This is a genomic window from Bacillus sp. V59.32b (assembly GCF_003429085.1).
GTDB lineage: Bacteria > Bacillota > Bacilli > Bacillales > DSM-1321 > Peribacillus.
On record NZ_QVTC01000006.1, the window covers coordinates 29,265 to 54,409 of the forward strand.

General features: G+C 43.2%; 20 protein-coding genes, 1 pseudogene and 1 other annotated feature. Of the genes and pseudogenes, 13 read left to right on the top strand and 8 right to left on the bottom strand.

Translation table 11 applies throughout. The features are described from left to right. The first annotated feature begins 47 nt into the window (after window positions 1-47). Together D0463_RS01455 and murC are read left to right on the top strand one after the other, a co-directional pair. Window positions 48-1,145 carry a nicotinate phosphoribosyltransferase gene (locus D0463_RS01455; protein WP_117304302.1) on the top strand — a complete coding sequence of 366 codons (1,098 nt, stop codon included), beginning with the start codon at window positions 48-50 and terminating at the stop codon, window positions 1,143-1,145. 236 nt (window positions 1,146-1,381) lie between these two features. Then, window positions 1,382-2,689: a UDP-N-acetylmuramate--L-alanine ligase gene (murC, locus tag D0463_RS01460; RefSeq protein ID WP_117304304.1), complete on the top strand. Its 1,308-nt coding sequence runs from the start codon at window positions 1,382-1,384 to the stop codon at window positions 2,687-2,689. Window positions 2,690-2,863: 174 nt separating this feature from the next. On the opposite strand, the gene D0463_RS01465 is transcribed toward murC, so the two are convergent. Then, window positions 2,864-3,979, bottom strand: a complete 1,116-nt coding sequence (locus D0463_RS01465) for an aminopeptidase (RefSeq protein ID WP_117304306.1) — start codon at window positions 3,977-3,979, stop codon at window positions 2,864-2,866. 275 nt (window positions 3,980-4,254) lie between these two features. On the opposite strand from D0463_RS01465, the gene D0463_RS01470 reads away from it, so the two are divergent. The 6 genes and pseudogenes from D0463_RS01470 to D0463_RS01495 all read left to right on the top strand — a co-directional run bounded on the left by D0463_RS01470 (window position 4,255) and on the right by D0463_RS01495 (window position 8,749). Next, a complete protein-coding gene (locus tag D0463_RS01470) occupies window positions 4,255-4,761 on the top strand; it encodes a DUF948 domain-containing protein (protein WP_117304307.1) in 507 nt (168 codons plus the stop codon). 22 nt (window positions 4,762-4,783) lie between these two features. After that, window positions 4,784-5,338 carry a YtxH domain-containing protein gene (locus D0463_RS01475; RefSeq protein WP_117304309.1) on the top strand — a complete coding sequence of 185 codons (555 nt, stop codon included), beginning with the start codon at window positions 4,784-4,786 and terminating at the stop codon, window positions 5,336-5,338. Window positions 5,339-5,450: 112 nt separating this feature from the next. After that, window positions 5,451-5,777: a bacillithiol system redox-active protein YtxJ gene (gene ytxJ, locus D0463_RS01480; RefSeq protein WP_117304311.1), complete on the top strand. Its 327-nt coding sequence runs from the start codon at window positions 5,451-5,453 to the stop codon at window positions 5,775-5,777. Window positions 5,778-5,919: 142 nt separating this feature from the next. After that, window positions 5,920-6,930: an ABC transporter substrate-binding protein gene (locus D0463_RS01485; protein WP_117304313.1), complete on the top strand. Its 1,011-nt coding sequence runs from the start codon at window positions 5,920-5,922 to the stop codon at window positions 6,928-6,930. Between the two features lie 16 nt (window positions 6,931-6,946). Beyond that, on the top strand, window positions 6,947-7,972 hold the full coding sequence (locus D0463_RS01490; protein ID WP_117304315.1) for an ABC transporter permease: 1,026 nt from the start codon (window positions 6,947-6,949) through the stop codon (window positions 7,970-7,972). Continuing rightward, window positions 7,956-8,749, top strand: a pseudogene (locus D0463_RS01495) (ABC transporter ATP-binding protein). The gene D0463_RS01490 and the pseudogene D0463_RS01495 overlap by 17 nt, the downstream one beginning before the upstream one ends. Before the next feature lie 68 nt (window positions 8,750-8,817). On the opposite strand, the gene D0463_RS01500 reads toward D0463_RS01495, so the two are convergent. Next, complete coding sequence (locus D0463_RS01500) at window positions 8,818-10,974, bottom strand: cell division protein FtsA (protein WP_117304317.1); 2,157 nt, start codon at window positions 10,972-10,974, stop codon at window positions 8,818-8,820. A gap of 247 nt (window positions 10,975-11,221) precedes the next feature. On the opposite strand from D0463_RS01500, the gene D0463_RS01505 reads away from it, so the two are divergent. Both D0463_RS01505 and ccpA read left to right on the top strand, forming a co-directional pair. After that, on the top strand, window positions 11,222-12,298 hold the full coding sequence (locus D0463_RS01505) for a bifunctional 3-deoxy-7-phosphoheptulonate synthase/chorismate mutase (RefSeq protein ID WP_117304318.1): 1,077 nt from the start codon (window positions 11,222-11,224) through the stop codon (window positions 12,296-12,298). Window positions 12,299-12,653: 355 nt separating this feature from the next. Next, window positions 12,654-13,655 (top strand): catabolite control protein A, encoded by a 1,002-nt coding sequence (gene ccpA / locus D0463_RS01510; RefSeq protein ID WP_117304359.1) that lies wholly within the window; start codon window positions 12,654-12,656, stop codon window positions 13,653-13,655. A 28-nt stretch (window positions 13,656-13,683) separates the two neighbouring features. On the opposite strand, the gene D0463_RS01515 is transcribed toward ccpA, so the two are convergent. Genes D0463_RS01515 through D0463_RS01525 form a run of 3 tightly spaced genes read right to left on the bottom strand, consistent with a single transcriptional unit; the run spans window position 13,684 to window position 16,171 of the window. Continuing rightward, window positions 13,684-14,871, bottom strand: coding sequence for an acetoin utilization protein AcuC (locus D0463_RS01515; RefSeq protein ID WP_117304319.1), 1,188 nt, complete (start codon window positions 14,869-14,871; stop codon window positions 13,684-13,686). Next, window positions 14,868-15,515 (bottom strand): acetoin utilization AcuB family protein, encoded by a 648-nt coding sequence (locus tag D0463_RS01520; RefSeq protein WP_117304321.1) that lies wholly within the window; start codon window positions 15,513-15,515, stop codon window positions 14,868-14,870. The genes D0463_RS01515 and D0463_RS01520 overlap by 4 nt, the downstream gene beginning before the upstream one ends. Before the next feature lie 23 nt (window positions 15,516-15,538). Next, window positions 15,539-16,171 carry a GNAT family N-acetyltransferase gene (locus D0463_RS01525; protein ID WP_117304323.1) on the bottom strand — a complete coding sequence of 211 codons (633 nt, stop codon included), beginning with the start codon at window positions 16,169-16,171 and terminating at the stop codon, window positions 15,539-15,541. 204 nt (window positions 16,172-16,375) lie between these two features. On the opposite strand from D0463_RS01525, the gene acsA reads away from it, so the two are divergent. Beyond that, window positions 16,376-18,094 carry an acetate--CoA ligase gene (gene acsA / locus D0463_RS01530; protein WP_117304325.1) on the top strand — a complete coding sequence of 573 codons (1,719 nt, stop codon included), beginning with the start codon at window positions 16,376-16,378 and terminating at the stop codon, window positions 18,092-18,094. A gap of 70 nt (window positions 18,095-18,164) precedes the next feature. On the opposite strand, the gene D0463_RS01535 is transcribed toward acsA, so the two are convergent. After that, entirely contained in the window at window positions 18,165-21,059 is a 2,895-nt protein-coding gene (locus D0463_RS01535) for a transglycosylase domain-containing protein (RefSeq protein ID WP_117304327.1), read from the bottom strand. A gap of 146 nt (window positions 21,060-21,205) precedes the next feature. Beyond that, window positions 21,206-21,423 (top strand) — a binding site (T-box leader). A 66-nt stretch (window positions 21,424-21,489) separates the two neighbouring features. On the opposite strand from D0463_RS01535, the gene tyrS reads away from it, so the two are divergent. Then, window positions 21,490-22,746 carry a tyrosine--tRNA ligase gene (tyrS, locus tag D0463_RS01540; protein WP_117304329.1) on the top strand — a complete coding sequence of 419 codons (1,257 nt, stop codon included), beginning with the start codon at window positions 21,490-21,492 and terminating at the stop codon, window positions 22,744-22,746. A gap of 153 nt (window positions 22,747-22,899) precedes the next feature. Here tyrS and D0463_RS20190 read toward each other — a convergent pair whose 3' ends face one another. Continuing rightward, window positions 22,900-23,034 (bottom strand): HIT family protein, encoded by a 135-nt coding sequence (locus tag D0463_RS20190; protein WP_367946556.1) that lies wholly within the window; start codon window positions 23,032-23,034, stop codon window positions 22,900-22,902. 698 nt (window positions 23,035-23,732) lie between these two features. On the opposite strand from D0463_RS20190, the gene D0463_RS19185 reads away from it, so the two are divergent. Beyond that, a complete protein-coding gene (locus D0463_RS19185) occupies window positions 23,733-23,918 on the top strand; it encodes a hypothetical protein (RefSeq protein WP_133299552.1) in 186 nt (61 codons plus the stop codon). A gap of 94 nt (window positions 23,919-24,012) precedes the next feature. On the opposite strand, the gene rpsD is transcribed toward D0463_RS19185, so the two are convergent. After that, window positions 24,013-24,615, bottom strand: a complete 603-nt coding sequence (gene rpsD, locus D0463_RS01550; RefSeq protein ID WP_117304331.1) for a 30S ribosomal protein S4 — start codon at window positions 24,613-24,615, stop codon at window positions 24,013-24,015. Window positions 24,616-25,145 lie beyond the last annotated feature (530 nt).

Sequence of the window (25,145 nt, forward strand, 5' to 3'; positions counted from 1 at the left end):
TGGTACTAAGCTAAAGGCTTTGAATAGGAATTAGGGGAGCACTTAGGATGAAGGAAATCGAGTTGAAATTGAAGGGTGAAATCAAGAGATTAACGAATCATACTTTTAAATTTGATGAAAGAGTGAAAGAAGGATGGTTTTCAGCCGTTTATTTTTTAAAAACGAAAGAAATCGCTGAAGATTTTTGTCCCGATCATACCGTTACGATGCAATTCTTTCAAAGAAAGCATGCCGTTCTGTGCGGAACAGATGAAGTGATTGCATTGATCAAGACATTCGCGGACCATCCTGATTCGCTTGAAATTCACTCTTTACAAGACGGCGATCAAATCAGCCCGTTTGAAACGGTCCTTACGATTACGGGACCTTATCAGGAATTCGGCTATTTAGAAGGGATCATTGATGGCATTCTCGCCCGCAGAACTTCCGTAGCCACGAACGTATATAATGTTGTAAAGGCCGCAGCTTATTCAGGAACCCAAAAGCCTGTTATTTTCATGGGTGATCGCGATGATCATTTTACACAGCAGGCCGGAGACGGCTATGCCGCCTATATTGGCGGAGCCACAGCTCAGGCTACACATGCCATGAGCGAATGGTGGGGCAAAAAAGGCATGGGCACGATGCCGCATGCGCTTATTCAGCTATTTAATGGCGACATTGTCGCAGCTTCTGAAGCTTATCATAAAAAATATCCAGAAGATGAATTGATCGCTCTTGTTGATTATAACAATGATGTAATTACCGATTCATTGAAGCTAGCCCGGGCCTTTGGTGATACTTTGCGCGGGGTCCGGATAGATACATCGAAAACAATGATTGATAAATATTTTGTAAGGAATCAACATCTGCTTGGTACTTTTGATCCAAGAGGAGTAAACGCGGAGTTGGTGTTTGCTTTGCGTAAAGCGCTCGATGAAGAAGGCTTTCAACATGTACGCATCGTCGTAAGCGGAGGTTTTACCGAAGAACGGATCGAGGAATTTGAGCAAGCTGGTGTTCCCGTTGATATGTACGGAATTGGCAGCAGTCTCTTGAAAATTACCGTAAGCTTCACTGGCGATAATGTGCTTTTGAATGGCAAGCACCAGGCAAAAGAGGGGCGCAGGTACCGCCCGAATCCAAGACTTGAAAGAGTGGAATAGGTGTCGATAACAGGGGATTTCCAAAGTTTTTAATTATTGGCATGCACCTTACATAGTCGACGTGGGGAAAAAGTGATATAATTGGTTTCATTGACTGAAGTAGAAAACTTTAGTAATACAGCAAAGAATTAAGCCAATATGGGCAAATGGAAAGCCGTACGCTTTGTCCATTGAAGGCAAATAACAGAAAACGTCATATACTGTCATACAGATATGGACTGGTGGAGGTTCAATTTATGACTGCTTACCATTTTGTTGGAATCAAAGGTTCGGGCATGAGTGCACTGGCACAGGTGCTTCATGATATGAATCTCGATGTTCAGGGTTCCGATTATGAAAAAAGATTTTTCACACAGATTGCTTTAGAAAAGGCCGGAATTAAAATCCTTCCATTCAGTGAAGAAAATATACAGCCGGGTATGACCATCATCGCCGGGAACGCGTTTCCTGATACGCATCCTGAGATTACAAGAGCGATGGAGCTTGGCTTGCCTGTAATCCGTTATCATCGTTTCCTTGGTGATTTCCTGAAGAACTTCATAAGTGTAGCCGTAACCGGAGCGCATGGCAAGACGTCTACGACCGGTTTGCTTTCGCATGTCATGAGCGGTCCAAAGCCGACGTCCTTCCTAATAGGAGACGGCACGGGTAAAGGTGTAGAGGATGCGGAATATTTTGTATTTGAAGCATGCGAATATCGCCGGCATTTCCTTTCCTATGTACCGGATTACGCGATTATGACAAACATTGATTTTGATCATCCTGATTATTATGCGAATATTGAAGACGTTTTTCAGGCGTTTCAGGAGATGGCGCTGCAGGTGAACAAAGGAATCATTGCCTGTGGAGACGACGAACAGCTTCAGCGGATTCAGGCAAAGGTACCGGTGATTTTTTATGGATTTGCCGAGGGAAATGACTTTCAAGCAAGAAACATAACTACTTCTGAAAAAGGAACAACCTTCGATGTTTTTGTCAGGAATACGTATTATGAAACATTCACGATCCCGACATATGGCAATCACAGTGTACTGAATGCACTTTCAGTCATTGCCTTGTGTAAATATGAGAACTTAGATACAGAAGCGGTCAAAGCCCAGCTTTTAACCTTCAGTGGAGTAAAGCGCCGTTTTACTGAAAAAGCAGCGGGAAGCCAAATTATAATTGATGACTATGCACATCATCATACTGAGATTAAAGCAACGATAGATTCAGCCAGACAAAAATATCCGGAGCGGGAAATCGTAGCTGTGTTCCAGCCGCATACTTTCACTCGCACACAGGCATTCCTTGGGGAGTTTGCCGAAGCGCTTAATTTATCGGATAAGGTATATCTTTGCGAAATATTTGGCTCCGCCCGTGAAAATCAAGGCAAGCTTTCAATTGAAGATCTACGGGAGAAAATCCCAGGCGCGGAAATCCTTAGTGAAGAAGATACCGCTCCGTTATTAAAACATAGTAATGCCGTGATTTTATTTATGGGTGCCGGGGATATCCAAAAATTCCAGGAAGCTTATGAAAAATTAATTCAGCAAGTCCAATAAGAAAAGCGGAAATCCAGTGCGATGGATTTCCGCTTTTTTGCTTTTGAACATTTCTAAAGAAATAGATATTCTACTGGAAGTTTGATAAATGAAAAACACCATTGTGCAATTTTAGCTACAATGGTGTTTTATATCAACGAAATCGAGAATATATCACCAATATCGGAATGATTCTTATTTTAGGTTTTCAGGATTTAACTTTTCCAGTTCAGGCAGAACGAAACGGCCGTCTTTGCGGATTAATACATCATCGAAATAAATTTCACCACCGCCGTATTCAGGCCGTTGAATAGTAACCATATCCCAGTGAATATTGGATTGGTTTCCATTATAAGCGTCATCATAGCATTGTCCCGGGGTAAAGTGGAAGCTGCCGTCGATTTTCTCATCAAACAGGATATCCTGCATCGGATGGAGAATATACGGGTTCACACCGATTGCAAATTCACCGATAAAACGCGCGCCTTCATCTGTGTCAAAGACTTTGTTGATACGCTCTGTGTCATTGGCTGTGGCTTCAATAATTTTCCCATCCTTGAAAGTCAACTTCACGTTTTCAAAAGTAAAGCCTTGGTAAGGAGAAGGAGTATTGTACGTAATAACGCCGTTTACGGAATCCTTCACAGGAGCTGTGTACACTTCGCCGTCAGGAATATTTAACTCACCGGCACATTTGATGGCTTTAATGCCCTTAATGGAGAAGGTTAAGTCGGTCCCGGGACCTGCCAGGCGGACTTTGTCTGTGTTGTCCATCAAATCAACCAAGCTGTCCATGGCATCGCTCATGTTTCCATAATCGAGGTTACAAACATCAAAATAGAAATCCTCAAACGCTTCTGTGCTCATTTTTGCCAGCTGGGCCATGGAGGAAGTCGGATAGCGGAGAACTACCCATTTTGTTTTTGGTACACGAATTTCCCTATGCACCTTTTTAAAAACGGTGTTTCCATGGATCGCCATCTTGTCGGAAGGAACATCGGCATGCTCATTAATGTTATCACCGGAGCGAAGCCCTATGTAAGCATCCATTTTGCTCATCACTTCAGCTTCGAAATCGGCCATCATATTAAATTGCTCTTCCTGGGCACCCAGCAGTAACGCACGGTCTACCTGTTGATCCTTCAACGTCACAAAAGGATAACCACCGGCGGCATACGCTTCATTCACCAGTGCTGTGACAAGCTCTCGCTGAAGGCCGAAATTTTCTATTAAAACCTTTTCCCCTTTTTGAAGTTTGACCGAATAATTGATTAAGTTCTTCGCAAGCCTCTCTATTCTAGGGTCTTTCATAATCATTCCTCCATATGTAAATGCTAATTTCCTCAATATTGTAACCGGAAAACGGATTAATTTCACTTTTAATACTAAAAATAATAGCATGTATCGATTAAAATATTGTCTATTAGAAAATAATAAAGGAATGAGAAGCAATGCTATTATGAAAAAGCAGGAATTTTAGGGGCTATATTGAAAAAATAAATACGTTTATAATAAAAGGGAACGTGGTATTTAACAATTACAACATAAACGGTACGATGTACTGAAACAATTATCGGAGGTGCTTTATGGAAGTTATATTATATTTGAGTGCTGCTGTAGCAGCGATTGCGTTTTTAGTCTTGGTTATATTCTTATCAAGGACATTAAAATCGCTTCAGACAACGCTTGATAGCGTAGCACACACATTGGATGGACTTGAAAGGCAAATGCAAGGGGTAACGGTTGAAACAGCGTCTCTCCTTCATAAAACGAACGTACTTGCAGAGGACCTGCAAAAGAAATCGGAAAACCTGAATTCAGTCGTATACGCGGTGAAGAATGTGGGAACATCGATTCAAAACTTTAATTCATCGATCCAAAAGGTGTCCGATAAAGTACAGACGGGCATTGATAACAATCAGGAAAAGATTTCTCAAATTGTTCAATGGGGCAATGTGGCAATGGAAATCCGTGATAAATGGAAAGCGCGAAAAAAAACGAACCTGCCTGCCGTTCAGAATACATCTCTCACAGAAACGAGAGTAGAAGAAACAGATAATTTAGCAAAAAAGAGATTTCTAAGATCGCATTAAAATCTGAAAGGAGCAATTACTCATGTCTCAAAAAGATTATCCAGAATACACAAGGGAATATCAAAGGCCTTACCAGGAAGACCAGTCAAGTTCAAAGGATTTCATCATGGGAGCATTGATTGGCGGGGTAGTAGGAGCGGCAACTGCTCTTTTCATGGCCCCCAAATCGGGCAAGGATTTACGCAATGACTTAAATGTTCAAGCAAAAAATCTATCGGATAAAACGGAGCAATTTAGACAAACGGCTATGGAAAAAGGAGGTAGTTTTGCTGAAACTGCCAAGCAAAAAACGAACAATGTAACCGAAATGGTAACAAACAAATCAGCAGACTTGATGAATAAAGTAAAAAGCATGAAAGGAAGTAACGGGGAATCTTCTTCTAATGACAGTGGTGGAAGTGTAAGTGACTATTCCACTTCAAAGGCCCCTACAACTGATTTAACAGCTGCTTCTAACGGCACTTCTACCGCTGATGCAACTTCTTCTTCCGCCACGACTCCAGGCAACAATGCGGCCAAGTTGAAGCTGGACGAAACAAAAAAGGCGTTTGAAGAAACCGAAAACCGCTACAATTAATATTTTTTTCTGAACCGAATTAAGGACAAGCCGTATTTTTGGCATAGAGGGCGATGAAGTGGTAAGATGACTTCATCGCTTTTATGTGTAACTGATGAAAGGAGAAAGAGAAATGGCAGCAAAAAAAATTGAAACACAAGAACAATTTGAGGAACTGGCAAAACAGGATCGCTTTTTGCTTATCAAGCATAGCTTGACATGCCCTGTAAGCGGTGCTGCTTTTGAAGAGTATGAAAGCTTCATTGAAGACCATGCTGACCTCAACACAGCTTATCTTGCCGTGCAAGAAGCCCGCTCGCTTTCTAATTATGTAGCGGACACCTTCAATATAAAGCATGAATCGCCGCAAGCGATTCTTTTTAAAAACGGTGCACCTGTTTGGAATGCTTCCCATTGGAAAATCACGAACGAATCATTGTCAAACGCACTGAAATCATAGATGAATGTGAATAGCCTTTTCCAATTAGGGAGAGGCTTTTTTTCTTGAAAAAAAAAGAATGGTTGATTTTTCATACATAATATATTAAATTTTTAGAATATAATTTTTTTTGACGGTACTTAAAAACAAGGGGGACTTTCTAGTGAAAAAGAGAATAAGTGCAGTACCATTAATCCTTGCAGGCCTTCTCGCTTTAGCGGGTTGCAGCAGTGACGCTTCAAACGGTGACAATGGAAATAAAACAGACGAGAAAAAGCAGTACACAATTGGGATGACTCAATTTGCTCCGCACGCCTCGTTGGATGCTGCGACCGAAGGATTTAAGAAAGGCCTTGCAGACAATGGATTTAAAGAAGGCGAAAATGTAACGTTTGATTTCCAAAACGCTTCGGGCGATCAGAATAACACCCAGCCGATTGCGAATAACTTTGTAGGCGATAAGGTTGACCTAATATTCACCAATGCTACGCCAAGCGCAGTGAGTGCATTAAATGCTACCAAAGAGATTCCAATCGTCTTTACATCCGTAACAGACCCGGTTGGGGCAGGATTGGTTGAAGCATTGGACAAACCGGGAAGCAATATTACAGGGACGACTGATAATCATCCGGATGCAACGGGCAAAACAATTGATTTCATTACGAAAGAAATCGGTGCTAAGGAGATCGGAGTGGTCTATAATTCAGGTGAACAAAATTCAGTAGTTCAGGTCGAGCAGGTGGAGGAGTTGGCAAAGAAAAATGGCGCCAAGCTTGTAAAGACCTCCATTTCTACAACTGCAGAAGTCAAACAGGCAACTGAATCACTAGTAGGAAGAGTGGACGCCATTTACATCCCGACAGATAACACGGTTGTTTCTGCGCTCGAGTCTGTTATTTCAGTTGCAAACAGCAAGAAGATTCCGTTGTTTGTCGGTGAATTGGATTCCATGAAAAAAGGGGCAGTTGCGGCCAGTGGCTTTAGTTACGAAGATATTGGTTACCAAACCGGCGTAATGGCAGCGGCTATCTTGAAAGGTGAAAAGCCTTCCGATATACCGGTGGAACTTCCAAAAGACTTGAAATTGATGATCAATAAAAAGGCTGCAGAGGCACAGGGAGTGAACATCAAGCCAGAGTGGGAAAAAATCGGCGAAATTTATGAAGGAGAATAAGGAAGGGTGATTTACGATGTTCACAGCTTTGTTTTCTGCATTTGAATCGGGAATCATCTATGCCATCATGGCACTTGGCGTTTATTTATCTTTCAGAATTCTGGACTTTCCTGATTTGACGGTTGACGGCAGCTTTGTCACCGGGGCCGCTACAGCAGCGATTTTAATTGTAAACGGGGTCAATCCATTTACGGCAACAGTCGTTGCTATGTTAACCGGCTTCCTTGCCGGGTGCTTGACAGGGCTTCTGCATACGGTTGGTAAAATTAACTCATTATTAGCTGGAATATTAATGATGATCGCTCTTTATTCTATTAATCTTAGAATTATGGAGGGAAGATCGAATGTTCCTTTACTGAACACAGATTCCGTTTTTACACATATCAGAGATGCCTGGAGCAACATCGGAATCGATACGGCAGTGAATAATGCGTTAACGGCAATCGGGTTGGGGGATAGCCTGCCGCAGACATGGAGCATTTTACTATTCATGCTTGTGATTACTTTTATCATAAAAATTTTAACCGACCTTTTTCTCAAGACAGAAATTGGCTTGGCGCTTCGGGCAACAGGGGACAATCAAAGAATGATCCGAAGCTTTTCTGCCAATACGAATATCATGATTGTATTAGGGCTCGGGTTGTCGAATGCATTAGTCGCGCTTTCCGGTTCATTGATTGCGCAGCAAGGCGGATTCGCAGATGTCGGGATGGGAATCGGGATGATCGTCATTGGCCTTGCGTCCGTGATCATCGGGGAAGCCCTGTTTGGGGTAAAAACAATCGCCCGGGCTACTTTGGCGGTAATTGGCGGCGCGATTATCTATCGAATCGTTGTGACGCTTGCGCTCAGGGTTGAATTCTTTGAGCCAGGCGATGTGAAAATGATTACGGCTTTCATTGTGATCCTCGCCCTCGTTCTTCCAAAGATAAGGGACGGATATAAAGAACGGAAACGAAAAGCCCGGAGACAGGCTGAACACAGAAATTCATTGCGTGTTCCTGCAGAAGGGAATGGTGACACAAGTGCTACAGCTGAGTAATATTCATAAGGTTTTTAATGAAGGCACACCTGACGAAAAGATAGCCTTGGATCATATTAATCTTCATCTGAAACAAGGAGATTTCGTAACGGTGATTGGCAGTAATGGGGCGGGAAAATCGACACTGATGAACCTTGTCTCAGGAGTGCTGCAGCCTGATTTGGGGGAAGTGAAAATAGAAACAAAGAATGTCACCTATCTCCCAGAATACAAGCGCGCCAAATTGATAGGAAGGGTTTTCCAAGACCCGATGGCCGGAACTTCCCCAACTATGACGATTGAAGAAAATTTAGCGATGGCATATTCCCGCAATAAAAGAAGAACCTTAAAAAGCGGAGTAACGAAAAAAGAAAAGAATATTTTAAGGAAGTTCTGGAAACCCTGCATCTTGGCCTTGAAAACAGGCTTTCAGCTAAAGTGGGCCTGCTGTCAGGGGGAGAAAGACAGGCGCTATCTTTGCTGATGGCAACCTTCACGGAGCCTTCCATCCTCTTATTAGATGAGCATACAGCAGCCCTAGATCCATCCCGTGCGGAGCTCATTACTTCCCTGACGAAAGAGATCGTGGAAAGGTATCAATTAACTACCATCATGGTTACGCACAATATGCAGCAAGCTTTGGATTTGGGTAACAGGCTGATCATGATGGATAAGGGGCAAATCATCCTGGAGGCTGACGAGGAAAAGAAAAAAACATTGACGATAGAAAACTTGATGCAAGAGTTCCAAAGCATCCGCGGAACACGCTTGGCAAATGACCGGGCGCTATTGTCGTAATTAAAAGGACCTTCTCTTTATCACAAAGAGAGGGTCCTTTATTGGTATCTGGCAGTCCAGACAATAAATTACGAACGATGCGGCATCGTCGTCCAAACGATTTTCAATTCGTCTCCCGCGGAAACTGGTTGATCAAAACCGGTTTCTTGATTATTATTCAAAAGAGAAAACCGGCCATTTGACGTATTCGGCATATCGATTTCTACAAACCTGAAAACATCCTGAAAAAGAAACGGTTCTCTTTTACGCTGGACACACTTTAAAACAGCTCCGTTCTTAATCAAATCTTCTTCCGTCAAAAGCTCCCCATCGTGATGAAATTCAGTCAGACTCTTCGATAATATGATTCTATCTCCATTGAATGTGACAGGGATGGAATGATTCATTTGTACGTTGATGGCGTTTGCCAGATCAGCAACATTTGGGATTGAAGCAGTCATTACGTTGATTTCATCCCCATCTTCAAACGGGCTCCCCGGCTGTGCCTGCCGTCCGTTTCTCTCAATCTTTCCGGAAAAATCGCTAATCTGTTTGTCATTCTCATTTATTCGGATTACAAACGGCTGGACATGGACAAGCAGATGCTCCAAGGAAAGCAAGGAAAGAGCCTCCTTGATCGTTTGCGGAAGGCGGCAAATAATCTCGTCCCTGTCTTTAACAAGGTCATCTCCGCTTATGACAGAACCGTTTCTCATAGTTTGAGCTTTTATCGTATACTTTTTGCCATTGATCGTAACGACTTTTTTTGGTACATGATCGATTAGATCGAATACACGTACAGAAGATGAAGAGCCGTCCATTCCTTTCTCGACGGTTATCTCGTCACCATTTTTCACTTCGTCATCCAGCGACGCTTCCACTCCGTTTAAAAGAAGGGATGGTTTTTTTCCATGCACGCCGGGGATCGTAACGATTTGCCCGTTCAGGCTGACCATCATTGCCATACCGGGTTTTCCATATAATTTGTTTAATTTGATTCCCGCGGTTAGTAAACAATCGCCTACTGTCATTCGCTTCATATCGAATAGTCTGACAGCCTGGCCATTTACGATGACACTCATATATTTAATCGGATTTTGATGGGCGGCAATCGCGATCCCGATTGGCGTTACAAGCTCCGGCCCTTTTGTCAGGGAGTCATCTAATGAAAGATTCTGTATCGCATCAAGGCCCCGAATGCCAACCCGGTTTATGGGCAGATCCAGCTTGTCAGCCAAAAGGGCAGGGAGCTCAGGTGTTAAACTTCCACCGCCAACAAGCATTACTGCTTTTGGCGGCTTGTCACTGTTTAAAGATAATATTTCAGTGCTTATCGCCCCGGCCAGGCGATCAAGGGCAGGGGAAATTTGTTCAATTACTTCCTGCTTCGGCAAGGACGTCTCAAACCCAAGGATATCTGTCACTGTTACTTCCTCTTGATCGCTTAGCTGCCTTTTTGCCTGTTCCGCAAGTGGGAAATCAAGCAACAGCTGGTCGCTGATCGCTTCCGTTATTTCATCTCCGGCGACTGGAACCATGCCATAGGCGACGACCGTTCCTGAATCAGTAAGGGCAATGTCTGAAGTGCCGGCCCCGATATCGACCAGTGCCACGTTCAATCGTCTCATCGATTGGGGTATCAGGACATTTATCGCGGCGATCGGCTCGAGGGTCAAAGCCTGCATTTCCAGGTCGGCCCGCTTTAAGGCGGCAACAAGCGATTCAACAACTACCTTTGGCAGGAAAGTCGCAATGATCTCGACTGTAGCCTCATCACCGCTTTGATCGATTAAATTGCCGATTTCTTCTCCATCAAGTCGATAGTATAAAACCGAATAACCGACACAATAATAATGGGACAAAGCATGAGCGGCATTTTTATCGGCGACGAGGGCTTGCGCCTGCTGAACGGCACTTAATTCTAAATGAAGGATATCCTCACGACTCATCATCGGCTTCCCTTTGATATCGGTTGTAATGGATGCCCGTTCTGTTTTAAGCGCCCGCCCTGCAGCAGCAACACAAACTCTATGCAGAGGGCCGTGCTTTTCCTCGAGTCGGGCTTTTACTTCTTGAATGACCTTTGATACGGCAACTACATCATGGATCTGGCCGTCGAGCATGGCCCGTTCGGTATGCTCTTTTGTCAGGATATCTTTGACATGAAAATGCTGATCCTGTTTTTCCAGAATGATACCAACTACGGAACGGGTCCCGATATCAAGAGCGAATATCTTTTCCTGCAATGAAAACACCTTCTCTTTATGAAAATATACTTTAGTGCTTAAAAGCGTTTAATTATTAAAGAAAAAATAGTGACATTCTTCTTTATATCATATATAATAATCTCTAATTATATAAGAATGTACCATATATTCTCTATTCATTAAAGCAGCCGGCAGCAATTGAAAGATTGTCACCACTCAGTCAGTTAAAACAAGGCTGATGATTGTTGAACCGGACGTATCTTAAAAGGCGAAAGGAAGGATTATAATGAGCAACACAGAACTTGAAACACTGCGCGGTAAACTGGATGACGTTAATCTTGAATTACTAGAGCTTATTAACAAGCGTGCAGAACTGGTGCAGGAAATCGGTCGCGTTAAAGAAAAACAAGGTGTGAACCGTTATGATCCGGTTCGTGAAAGAAAGATGCTCGATTTGATTGAGTCCAATAATAACGGACCGCTTGACCAAGCTTCCCTTAAACATATCTTCAAAGAAATCTTTAAGCTCGGTCTGGACCTTCAGAAGGACGATCATAAAAAAGCCTTATTGGTTTCAAGAAAGAAAAAGCCTGAAGATACGATTATCAATCTTAAAGGCGAGTTGATCGGGAATGGCATACCAAGCTTCGTATTTGGACCGTGTGCGGTCGAGTCTTACGAGCAGGTTGCAAAGGTTGCGGAAGTAGTAAAGAGTAAAGGACTAAAATTATTGCGCGGAGGCGCTTATAAGCCACGTACTTCTCCTTATGATTTCCAGGGGCTTGGTATAGAAGGATTGAAAATTTTAAAGCGCGTTTCGGATGAATACGGTTTGGCGGTTATTAGTGAAATCGTAAGCCCGAATGATATTGAAACGGCTGTTGATTATATTGATGTGATCCAAATCGGCGCCAGAAATATGCAAAACTTTGAATTGCTGAAAGCGGCGGGAGCCGTGAATAAACCAGTGCTGCTAAAGCGTGGACTGGCTGCGACAATCGATGAATTCATCAACGCAGCAGAATATATCATGGCTCAAGGAAATGGCAATATTATTCTTTGTGAAAGAGGAATCCGGACATATGAGCGGGCGACACGCAATACGCTTGATATATCAGCGGTACCAATTCTGAAACAGGAAACACACTTGCCGGTCATGGTCGATGTCACCCATTCTACCGGTAGACGTGATTTGCTTCTTCCAGCCGCAAAAGCTGCTTTGGCCATCGGGGCCGACGGTGTTATGGCTGAGGTTCATCCTGATCCTTCTGTGGCCTTATCAGATTCGGCCCAGCAAATGGACTTTGACCAATTTGAGGAGTTCTACCGTGAAATCCAAAAGCAGAACTGGGTAACGGTTTGACCGATACCATTTCTAAATAGTTCGAACGAAAAACAGCCCTTATGCAGCGATTGCTAGGGCTGTTTTTATTGGTATAGATCACCATATAGTACAAATTCTACAATTTTCGCCAAAAAGTAAGACAGATACATTTGCAGTAAATGGGTTGCTGTCGTATGATTATATACATAAAAGTGTGTTTTCTCATCGTAAATGATTTATTTGTTCCGATAATCTATCTATTATTGTTCAACCGTGAACATTCCATATTGTTATTCTTGCTTTTTAAATGCCCTATAGCAGATAGAGATTGAAAAGAACCAAAATAAACAATTTATATTCAGGGAAAAATACAGGAAATGAAGGAGTGGTAAAAATGAATAATATAACGATTTATGACGTGGCCCGTGAAGCTAGCGTCTCAATGGCCACGGTATCGCGAGTTGTTAACGGGAATCCGAATGTTAAACCGGCCACCAGAAAAAAGGTATTGGATGTCATTGACCGCTTGGGTTACCGTCCGAATGCAGTAGCAAGAGGATTGGCAAGCAAAAAAACGACGACTGTCGGTGTAATCATCCCCGATATCTCCAGCATTTTCTACGCTGAATTGGCCAGGGGGATTGAAGATATCGCTACGATGTATAAATATAATATTATTTTAAGTAACTCAGACGAAAATCAAGAAAAAGAATTTCATTTATTAAATACGATGCTTGGCAAACAAGTGGACGGCATTGTATTTATGGGATCCAATATAACCAATGAGCATGTTGAGGAATTTCAAAAATCTCCTGTTCCAATTGTGCTTGCGGGTTCTGTGGAAGACACCGGCCAGGTTCCTTCTGTCAATATTGATTATGAGGCGGCAGCTTTTGATGCGGTAACTTCCTTCGCTGAGAAGGGACACCGCAGGATTGCCTTTGTCAGCGGAAACCTGTCTGAGCCTATTAATGAGAAAAAATTAGCGGGCTATAAAAGGGGATTGAAGAACGCGAATTTACCTTTCGACGAATCTTATGTGGTGGATGGGGATTATACATATGATTCAGGCATTGAATCATTTGATAAGCTGCTGGAAGCATCCGAAAAACCGACAGCGATCATTGTTGGTGCGGATGAGATGGCACTCGGAATCGTGCACGCAGCCCAGGATAAGGGCAATCAAGTTCCGGATGACTTTGAGGTAATCAGCTTTGATAACACCCGCTTGACGCTAATGGTCCGCCCGCAGATCACAACCATTGTCCAGCCGCTTTATGATATCGGTGCTGTAGCCATGAGATTATTAACAAAATTGATGAATAAGGAAACTGCGGATGAGCAGGAAAAGGTCGTGCTTCCGCATCGCATTGAAAAACGTCAATCCACCAAATAAAAAACGTCCCTCGGGACGTTTTTTTGATTCATTTAAAGCCTCCATTTGATGTCGAAGTCTTCCGATTAGATCTAATGGGATAGAGCGCTTTTTCAAGCGTTTGCTTGTTTTTTTCCATAATTTCAGGCTTGCGCGGGATTGGCTGATAGATGCCCGCGTGGTCTTCCCATTCCATAGGGAGTGTTACTGGAGACTCTGTTTGCCATTGTTCAATCCAATCCGGCGGTAGGGCCCCGGTGTTCTTTCTGTTCTCCGTCATTTCCAACCAGATCAAAGACCATGCCCTCGGAACGACACGCCAGATGTCATATCCCCCGCCGCCTACAGCTACCCAGCGGCCGTCACAGTACTCGTGGGCCATTTCATGAGCAAGCTTTGGTATTTCCCTGTATATCTGCATCGTTGATGACAGATGGGTCAACGGGTCATAATAATGGGCGTCCGCCCCGTTTTGGGTCAGGATGACATCCGGCTTAAAAAACTCCGCTACTTCCCTGAAAGCGGTCGTGTACGCTTCCAGCCAGGAATCGTCCTCAGTAAAGGCATCTACAGGTATGTTAAAAGAATAGCCATAACCCTTTCCCTGGCCCCGTTCATTGATGTTTCCGGTTCCCGGAAATAAATATCTCCCAGTTTCATGAATCGATAACGTACAAACATTGGGGTCATCGTAAAAGGACCATTGCACCCCGTCCCCATGATGGGCATCAGTGTCAACATAGAGCACTCTTGCATTATATTTTTCCTGCATATATTTGATGGCAACTGAGCTATCATTATAGATGCAGAAGCCTGAGGCCTTCCCTCTGAAACCATGGTGAAGCCCGCCTCCCAGGTTCAATGCATGCTTTGTCTGACCAGTCATCACTTGGTCGACCGCAGTCAAGGTACCCCCAACAAGCAGTGCACTTGCTTCATGCATCTTTGAAAAGATGGGTGTATCCTCCGTGCCAATTCCAAAATTTGCTCCCTTTTCCTCTGTTAGCATACCTTGTCCGGCTAGCTTGACAGCGTTTACATACCCGGGGTCATGAATCAGCTCCAGCTCTTCATCCGTAGCTATCCTTGGTTCAACAATATCCTCATCATTTATCGCATGGTGTTTTTTTAATAAATCAAGCGTCATTTGTAGCCTTTTCTGGTTAAAGGGATGTTTGTCATGGAACTTATAAGTTAAAAGTTCATCGGAGTAGACAAACACTGCGTTTTTCTTCATGATGGGCTTCCCGGAAGACTTGGCCACAAAACGGTATAGCCTTCATTTTTTAAATCCTCCACCACCATAAATGGATTCATTGTTTGGATACGAAGTACAAGGACTTTGTAAGCTTCATCATTTTTATAAGGATACAGGAGCACACCCAGGATATTCGCATTTCTTTTCTTGATAATGGATGAAACCTCGTGAAGCATTCCTGCTGTGTCTGGAACTTTCACTTCAATCTGCGACCCTGGCTGAAGCGCTCCGGTTAGTTCTACATAGCTATGCAATAAATCTGTTCCGGTTAAGATCCCTACTAATCTATTTTCTTTTACGATCGGGAGACAGCTAATATGATTTTCATAGAATACGGCGCCCACTTCCTCGACAAAGTCCAGTGGGTGTCCGGTGATCAGATCGGTTTTCATGACCATGCCCAGGGGCTTTTGCAGATCCTCTTTGAATTCTTCGGTGCGGAAAATGGAAGGAGCCGCTTCACGGATATCCTTGTCAGAAACTAAACCAATCAGCTGGAATTGTTCATTGACGATCGGAATATGCCTGATCCGCTTTTCTTTTATTAATTTGACGGCCTCATGTATTGTATCGGTTTCCCTTAGAGTGACGACGTCTTTTATCATGATTTCTTCAATTTTCATCCTTTAGGCCTCCTTTTTCCGATTTAATACATAAAGCGATTCATAAATCGCAGTTGGTCGAACTTTTGTACGGATTCCGGAGGGACTCTTTTCCCAATGCGGGCCATAAGGCAATTTGCGGGGTGGGAACTGATTTCCGGATCGTCTGTGGCGTAATAAACGAGTCCGCCGGCGCTCATCATTTTTTCCATGACTTTCCGATAATCCCATACATTCAACCCTGTCCCTTTAAGGTCCCAATGCCAATAATATTCAGTAGTAATGACAATGAAATCCTCCATGGCATCATCCATCATGGACACAATCAGAAGATTCTTTCCAACCTTTGCCCCGCGAAATTCAGGAATTACCTCAATCGCACCCAGTTCAATTAAATCTTCCATTTCAATTTCGGACCATCTCTCCAATGGATCCGGATACAAATAGGTTACATAACCAACGATTGTATCTTTATGCCTAGCTATGATGATCCGTCCTTCGGGAAGGTCGGCAATTTCAATTAAAGCTTTATGCTGCTGGGCAGGGGGACGGAAAGCTACTAAATCATGGTGAAATTCATACGTTTTCATTTTTTCGGATGAAACCGGTCCTTCAATGATCAGTGGACCGTGTGCCGTTTTCAATTCCTTGGCATTATACGTTTTTTTATGATCCATTCCTTCACCACCTATGTAAAGTAGTCCTTTTCATTATACATAAAAAAAAGGATAGAAAAACCAAAACTTTTATGTACTTTCTTGTTTAATCTAATTCTAGTAAATTGCTATCTTAATATAAAATTAAATATTTAAAAAATTGAGAAAAAAGTATTTCTATACTATAATAGATAGTGTAATGTCGATCAAAGGGGGATATGGTATATGAAAGTGGAAGCGCTACCAGTAGTTATGGGAGAATTCAACCTGCAGAATTACGAAAAAACGTACAAGCAATTTGACTGGTCAGAAACTGAAAAAGAATTTTCCTGGTCCGAAACAGGAAAAGTGAACCTCGCTTATGAAGCAATCGACCGCCATGCAGAATCGCATAAGAAAAACAAGGTTGCCTTGTATTACAGAGATGGACAACGGGACGAAAAGTATACCTTCAAGGATATGAAGGACTATACAAACAAGGCAGGCAATGTATTAAAAACTTTTGGCGATGTGGAAAAAGGTGATCGTGTCTTCATTTTCATGCCTCGGTCCCCGGAGCTTTATTTCGCCCTCTTGGGTGTCATTAAGCTTGGAGCGATTGTCGGTCCGCTTTTCGAGGCATTCATGGAAGGTGCCGTTAAAGACAGGCTCGAAGACAGCGAAGCAAAAGTTTTGATCACCACTCCTGATTTATTATCCAGGGTTCCAGTCGAAGATCTTCCCGCTTTAAAGCATATTTTCCTTGTCGGCGAAAACATTGAAGAAGACGGGATGTATTATGATTTCAACAAAAAATTGAAAGAGGCTGATAAACATTTAGCCATTGAATGGGTAGACCGGAACGATGGGTTAATCCTTCACTATACTTCCGGTTCAACCGGAAAGCCTAAAGGTGTCCTTCATGTGCATAATGCCATGATCCAACATTATCAAACAGCGAAATGGGTGCTGGATTTACGCGATGATGATGTGTATTGGTGTACGGCGGACCCAGGCTGGGTAACCGGTACTTCCTATGGTATTTTCGGTCCGTGGCTTACGGGAACGTCCAATGTAATTGTGGGCGGCCGTTTTAAACCGGAATCGTGGTATCAAACAATTGAAGACTTTGGCGTCACGGTTTGGTATAGTGCACCGACTGCTTTCCGCATGCTTATGGGAGCGGGGGACGAAATTGTGAAGAATTTTGATTTGAGCTCTCTCCGCCATGTCCTGAGCGTTGGAGAACCGCTGAATCCTGAGGTAGTGCGCTGGGGCATGAAAGTCTTCCAGAAGCGGATCCATGACACATGGTGGATGACTGAAACTGGCGCCCAGGTTATTTGTAACTATCCTGCTATGGAAATTAGACCGGGTTCGATGGGCAAACCAATTCCGGGTGTTGAAGCGGCCATTGTTGATGATCAAGGGAATGAGCTGCCACCACACAGAATGGGGAATCTTGCGATTAAAAAGGGCTGGCCATCGATGATGAGCCAAATCTGGAATAACCCGCAAAAGTATGAATCTTATTTTATGCCTGGCGATTGGTACGTTTCAGGCGATTCGGCTTACATGGATGAAGAAGGCTATTTCTGGTTCCAAGGCCGGGTGGACGATGTCATCATGACATCCGGGGAGCGTGTCGGCCCGTTTGAAGTAGAAAGCAAGCTGGTTGAACACCCCGCTATTGCTGAAGCTGGCGTAATTGGAAAGCCAGATCCGATTCGCGGCGAAATCATCAAAGCATTCATCGCCCTTCGCGACGGGTATGATCCAAGCGATGAACTTATTGAAGAAATTCGCCAGTTTGTTAAGAAGGGCCTCGCTGCACATGCGGCTCCGCGTGAAATTGAATTCCGCGACAAGCTTCCGAAAACGCGCAGCGGTAAAATCATGCGCCGTGTCTTAAAAGCTTGGGAGCTTGATTTGCCGACAGGTGACCTATCGACCATGGAGGACTAAGCTGCACTCTTCTATAGACTAACTTAAAATCAAACAAAATGACGTGCCAATGGGCACGTCATTTTTTGATTTATGCATCTGGATTCTCAGGGACTGCAGGATCTGCAGGAGGTGCCTCTGGTTCTGGTTTAGGGTCCTCCGCAGGTTTAGGATCTGCAGGCTTTGGTTTGGTTTCTTTAGGCTTCTCAGGTTTAGGTTTAACTTGCGGTTTTTCTGCTGAGACGGGTTTTCCATCCTTGGAAACGATGTTGGATGGAGCCGACTCTTTACCGGCAATGTCAACTGCGGTTACGTAATAAGAACCGCCCCCGCCGCTAAACGACAACTTGCCGCCTGCTTTGATGCTGGCAACTTTTCTGCCATTACTATAAACCCTATAACCAATGACATCGCCTTCCGGGTGTTTGCCCCAAACGATTGAATTTCCTTTCATACTCGCAGAAAGCGGACTTGGCGCTTTTCCGTTATCGTTCAGTACGGCATTGGACGATAGCATACTTCCGCCGCCCTTTTTAAACCCGGGGAATATCGACCCGGGATCGATCACATACTTCCCGCCAATTTGCTCGAAGTTACTAGGACTTACAGTGAAACCGCCAGTCGTAAATTCACTTGGAGTGGAAGGAAGCGCTGCATACCTTTTGCTTCCGATTTGAACGAATCTGCCGGAGCCTGAAAAGCTGTTATCCGTTTGGCCCGGAACGAATTTCGCGATAAATAAATCTGTTTGTACCATGCCAGCTTTTGAGCAGGCATCTGATGGCAATAAGCCAGAAACGGCACAGAAGGAACGTCTTACAATTCCACCTGGCATTTCAAACCTTTTCTTTGGTGCGACCAATTCAGGCTGTACCTTATAGGCGGCATTCATTAACTGCGCCCACAAGTTAATATTCCTTTTGCTGTAGGGAACCCCTCGATAATTCTGTTCAAGGGCTTTAGGCGTGTCATAGCCAATCCACGTCCCAAATGTCACATTTGGATTGGAGGCGACAAACCAGGCATCCTCATAGTCTGTGGTCGTACCAGTCTTGCCGGCCCAATCGGCCGAGAACGCAAGGCGGCTTCTCAGAGAAGCGGCAGTTCCGCTTGAAACAACATCCCTCATCATGTCAATTGTCAGATAGGAAGCCTGCGGCGTAAAGACATCAACCGGTTTTGCTTTGTGCTGGTAAATGACCTTTCCGTCTTTCGTTTCGATTTTATCGATCATATAAGCGTCAACGAACTTCCCCTTGTTGGCGAAGGTGGCATAGGCATTGACGTTTTCTTCTACGGTGACTCCATGTCTCATGCCACCAAGTGAGAGAGCGACATTCGTATGGTCAACTGGATCGAGACTTGTGAAGCCCATTTTTTCAAGATATTTAGTAGGTCTTTGATTCATGATATCCCTATAAAATAATGCAGCAGGAACGTTATATGATTTTTTTAATGCTTCCCTGGCAGTTGATAACCCAGAAAAACTTCCGCCATAATTGCTTGGCCATGCTCTTGATGAACCAGGTATGGCTCTTACCGGCACATTTACTTTAACAGAACCCGGTGACAATTTTCCGAGCTCAATACCAGGTCCATAAACAACAAGCGGCTTCATCGTGGAGCCGTTTGGTCGAAGCGATGCAGTAGCATGGTTCGTTTGTTCCCGGTCATGATCCCGTCCGCCTACGAAGCTGATGATTTTTCCTGTCTTATTTTCGATTAACACAGCGCCTGTTTCGACCGGCTCCATAACTGTCTTCGTCTTTTTCGTTTCTGGATCTGTTACCTCTTCTGGTCTCGCGCTTCCATAGTATTGATAGTTCTTGGCTACCTTCTCCATTTGATCGTAGATCTTTTTGTCGATGGTTGAATGAATTTTATAACCGTTCTGGCGCAAGTTACGGTCAGCGAGTGTTATATATTGCTCTCTTAAATCTTTATCTTTCTTTAGTTCGCTTTCTTCGTAGCCGTCTTCCGTAGCGAGGATTTGGGAAAGAATCTCAACGGATCGTTTTTCGATTTCATAAGTGACCCATGGATAATCCTCAATTGGAGAAGGCCTTTTGCCGATAAAATCTTTCGTTAAATCATATTTCAAAGCGTCCTGATATTCTTTTTCGGTAATATAGTTACCGTCCCGCATCCGTTTCAGGACCGTTTTCATCCGGTTTTGCCCCGGCTCTAAATTTTCCTTAATCGTCCCTTGCGGTGTATAAGGCGTATAGCCGAAAGGGCTTTGCGGCAGCCCGGCAATGAACGCGGATTGTGGAATGTTCAGGTCTTTAGCATCCTTGCCAAAAATTCCTTCTGCAGCTGACTGAACACCTGCAATGTTTTGTCCAGATGAATTTCTTCCGAAAGTGGATACATTGAGATATGTTTGCATAATTTCATCTTTTTCCAGGAATTTTTCCACGCGAAGAGCAAGAAGAATCTCTTTTGCTTTACGTTCAAAAGAAACTTCATTGGTTAGTACCTGGTTTTTGATCAATTGCTGTGTCAGTGTACTTCCACCGGATTGGACGGAGGAGTTTGTCATTTCCTGATACAACGCCCGCATGATTGCTTTAGGAACGACGCCGTCATGCTCATAAAAATATTCGTCCTCTGTTGCGATTACCGCATTGCGAAGATGCTGAGATACCTCATCTAACGCAACCTCCTCACGCTCTAAATCGGTTTGAAGCTTACCGAGGTATACATTATTCGCAAAGTATATTTCAGAGGTTTCCTCGTAGTTGTAAATATCTTTTTTTAGCTCAGTCTCTGTCCGGACAGGCTCATCCTTAACCATGGCTGCAAAATAACCCGCACCGACACCACCGGCAAATGAGAAGCCAAGTACCGATAATATAATGAATAAAAGCGATAAATTCCAAACTACCCCATATGTAATCCGAGAATATTTTCTCGTCTTTTTGTTTTGAAGAAATTCGGTGAATTTCCTCCATTTAGATGGCAATTGATTTAGAAAATTTTTCATAGTGTCATCCCCCTAAAAATCACATATCATTATAGCATATATACTCAATACAAGATGCTAATTTTCAACATTTCCCCATAATCTCAGAGGAATATTGACAATCATTTTAATTTATGATAAAAATCAATATTAATGAAAACATTATTCAAAAGGCTATGACAGGATTCAGTAGTGACTCTATCACTGTTTTTAGAGAGCCGGTGGCAGGTGGAAACCGGTATATATAGAGAAGCGAATTACCTCCTCGAGCATTTGCTGTGAACTTAGTAGCGGCAAACGGCAGCGACCGTTATCGTTTTAAGCGGAGGGCGTGTTTGATGTGTCCTCAAGTTGGGTGGTACCGCGAATTTCATTCGTCCCTTCATAATTTATGAAGGGGCGTTTTTTATTTGCTTTAAAATAATAATCACGATCATAAGGAGGAAGACAAATGGAATTGTTGAAAGATCTCGAATGGCGAGGGATTATTTATCAGCAATCAGATGAAGAAGGGCTGAAAAACCTATTAGAGAATGAAAAAATTTCTCTTTACTGCGGAATGGATCCAACTGGCGATAGTATGCATATTGGTCATTTACTGCCATTCCTGACGCTTCGCCGTTTTCAACAGCACGGCCACCGTCCGCTTGTGCTGGTAGGGGGAGCGACAGGGCTGATTGGGGATCCGAGTGGAAAAAGCGAAGAACGTAAACTTCAAACAATGGAAGCCGTTCAGCACAATGTGAACGGCCTTAAGAAGCAGTTGGAGAGCATCTTTGATTTTGAAGGGGAGAATGGAGCGGTCATGGTTAACAACTATGACTGGATCGGCGCTATCGACATGATTACCTTTTTGCGTGATTATGGAAAATACATTGGCATCAATTACATGCTTGCCAAAGATACAATCGCTTCGCGTCTGGAAACAGGTATTTCTTTTACGGAATTCACGTACACGATCGTTCAGGCAATGGATTTCAATCATTTATACCAAAACCTGGATTGTAAGCTGCAGATCGGCGGAAGTGATCAATGGGGCAATATCACAACCGGACTTGAACTGATCAGGAAAATGAATGACGAGGGTGCGAAGGCATTCGGCCTGACGATTCCACTTGTGACGAAAGCGGACGGCACGAAGTTTGGGAAGACGGCAGGCGGGGCAGTCTGGCTCGATCCTGAGAAAACTACGCCTTACGAGTTCTACCAATTCTGGATTAATACAGCCGATGCAGATGTTGTGAAATACCTGAAGTTCTTCACGTTCCTCTCACATGAGGAAATAGAGTCATTGGCCCAGGCCGTTGAAACTGAGCCGCATCTGAGAAAAGCACAAAAAACGCTTGCCGAAGAAATGACCCGCTTAATCCATGGCGAGGAAGCATTGCAGCAGGCCATCAAAATTTCCGCAGCCTTATTTAGCGGAGATGTGAAGAATCTGACAGCTGAAGAAATCAAGCTCGGCTTCAAGGATGTCCCAAGCTTTGAACGCAGCAACAAGGATGCGGCGAGCCTTGTGGATATTCTCGTTGAAGCAAATATTTCACCATCCAAACGCCAGGCGCGCGAGGATATTCAAAACGGTGCCATCTCAATTAATGGTGACAAAGTGATAGACCTTGCATACGAGTTATCCGAGAAGGATATGATCGAAGGCCAATTCAGCCTGATCCGACGCGGGAAGAAGAAATATACATTAATTAAGTAATGAAAAAAGCCGGCCCGCGGGCCGGCTTGATTTATGGGTTTTGTTTGAATGACAGGGACTTTCGTTTGAATGGGAGAAGTTGTCGTTTGAATCACCAGAATTTTCGTTTGAAACCTATCCTTCAGCTGGTTCATCTCCGATTTGCTTCGCTTTTTAACCAATAACGAATGTCTCTTCCGGCATAAGGTTCGTCCTGATATGTAAATGGGCATGCGGAATGCTCTGACCGCCTGTTTCCTTACAGTTCCAGCCGACATTGTAGCCATCAGGAGCATATTCGGAATCCAAAAGTGTTATCACTCTCAATAGCAAGTCGTTGGGTAGCCGTCCATTCTTCCGGCGTTAAGTCGAAAACGGTCTCTCGATGAGCGTTGGGAATAATCAATCCGGAACCAACCAGGAATTCTGAGGCATCTAGAGAAAAAGACAATATTCATTTTGAAAAACACTTTTTTGATCTTGAAAAGACGTCGGATCACAGAATAAGCAAGTATCCATCACAGCACCTCATTAAAAAAGAATTATTCCGTAAATTTTACTATTAAAATTTGATCAGTATGGATGCAATTATATCAAAGTAGAATAATGCTATAACTAAATAACAGTAGTATACTACTAACCAAATTACGAATCGACCTCACTCCTTTTTAAAAGTAAATTTATAATATAATTATTTTTCAATACGACGTACATATGTTATACTCAGGATAAATACAGGACAGTATAGTGTAATACACTAATACAGTCTTAATTTATTACTATCCTGTGTAGGCGAGCACTTTATCGGGTAAAGATTGGAAAATTATTTTAACTATTTTTTTAAAATGTTTTCAACAAGTGCAACATATAATAAAAAAAGACCGTGGTGCGCAAACACCAACGGTCAGGACATGCGTCGCGAATGGCGATCGATGTTATCTAAAGTGAAATATTACAAAAGGTAATCCACCACTGTTTTGGTCGACGGGGTGGATTACTTTTTTGTTGTGGCGATGATTATTTGTACGACTAATCCGATGAATAGTACTACGAATGTTGCAGTCGGCAAATCCATCTATCTCACCTCCCTTCCGGAAGGTTCGATACCCACCCCGCGCATGTCCTTATGTACCATTGTAACTGTATTTCTCGATATGACAACCATTAAATTTAATCAAAACAGCGTGATATAAAACGATGAAAGCAGAAAAAAATAAAAACCCCTAGAAACGTTGTAGTAACGTGGTTTCTAGGAGTTTGAATATTGTCGTTAATGAAGCAAATCCATTAACGAGAGTAGAATTCAACGATTAGAGCTTCGTTGATTTCAGCAGGCAATTCAGAGCGTTCTGGTAAACGAGTGAAAGTACCTTCTAATTTGTCAGCATCAAAAGTTAAGAAGTCAGGAACGAAGTTGCTCACTGAGATTGCTTCTTTAACGATGTCAAGGTTGCGTGATTTTTCACGAACGCCGATTGTTTGGCCGGCAGCCACTCTGAAAGATGGAATGTCAACGCGGCTTCCATTAACAGTGATGTGACCGTGGTTAACAAGCTGACGTGCTTGGCGGCGTGTACGTGCTAAGCCAAGACGGTATACAACATTATCAAGACGGGATTCAAGAAGTACCATGAAGTTTTCACCGTGTACCCCTTTTAATTTTCCGGCTCTATCGAATAAAGTACGGAATTGGCGTTCGTTCACACCATACATATGACGAAGCTTTTGCTTCTCCTGTAATTGTGTTCCGTATTCGGAAATCTTTCTACGTTGGTTTGGACCATGTTGTCCAGGAGCGTAAGGACGCTTTTCTAATTCTTTACCAGTTCCGGTTAAGGAAATTCCAAGACGACGGGATAATTTCCAGCTTGGGCCAGTATAACGAGACATGAATGACTCCTCCTTGAATGTTTTTATTTGGGTAAAATAAAAACCGTTGTGCAATAACAATCATGATCATTTTGTTTTCATGTACCTTCGCCCTAGCAGCTGAGGGTTACGTGATACACCTCTAATGAAAAGCGTAAGCGCCCTGTTCAGCCCCGACCAGCATAAGTCGAATTCTGTAGGAAGGCGTTTTTTGCCTTCTGGAGGAATTTGGCTTATGACCTCGAGGGCGACTAAATCGCCACGTCCTGTGGCAAAGTCGCCACTAGCACATCCTGTGCGTCGGGGCTGGGCGCTGCAGCTAGACATTAATCTAAATTAAAAGATATAAAATCTGATTATGATTAGATAGAGGAACAAAATGAAAACATAAAGGCCAACACAATAGGCTGCAATATTTTACACAAAGAGTATTATATAATTTCCGTGCTTCTTAGTCAAGGATATATCTATAGGCTAGATAGAAAGATTCATAAAGAGTCATCAAAAATAAGGATTTCAGACTAATTAATAAGAAGAAATTTACAATTAAG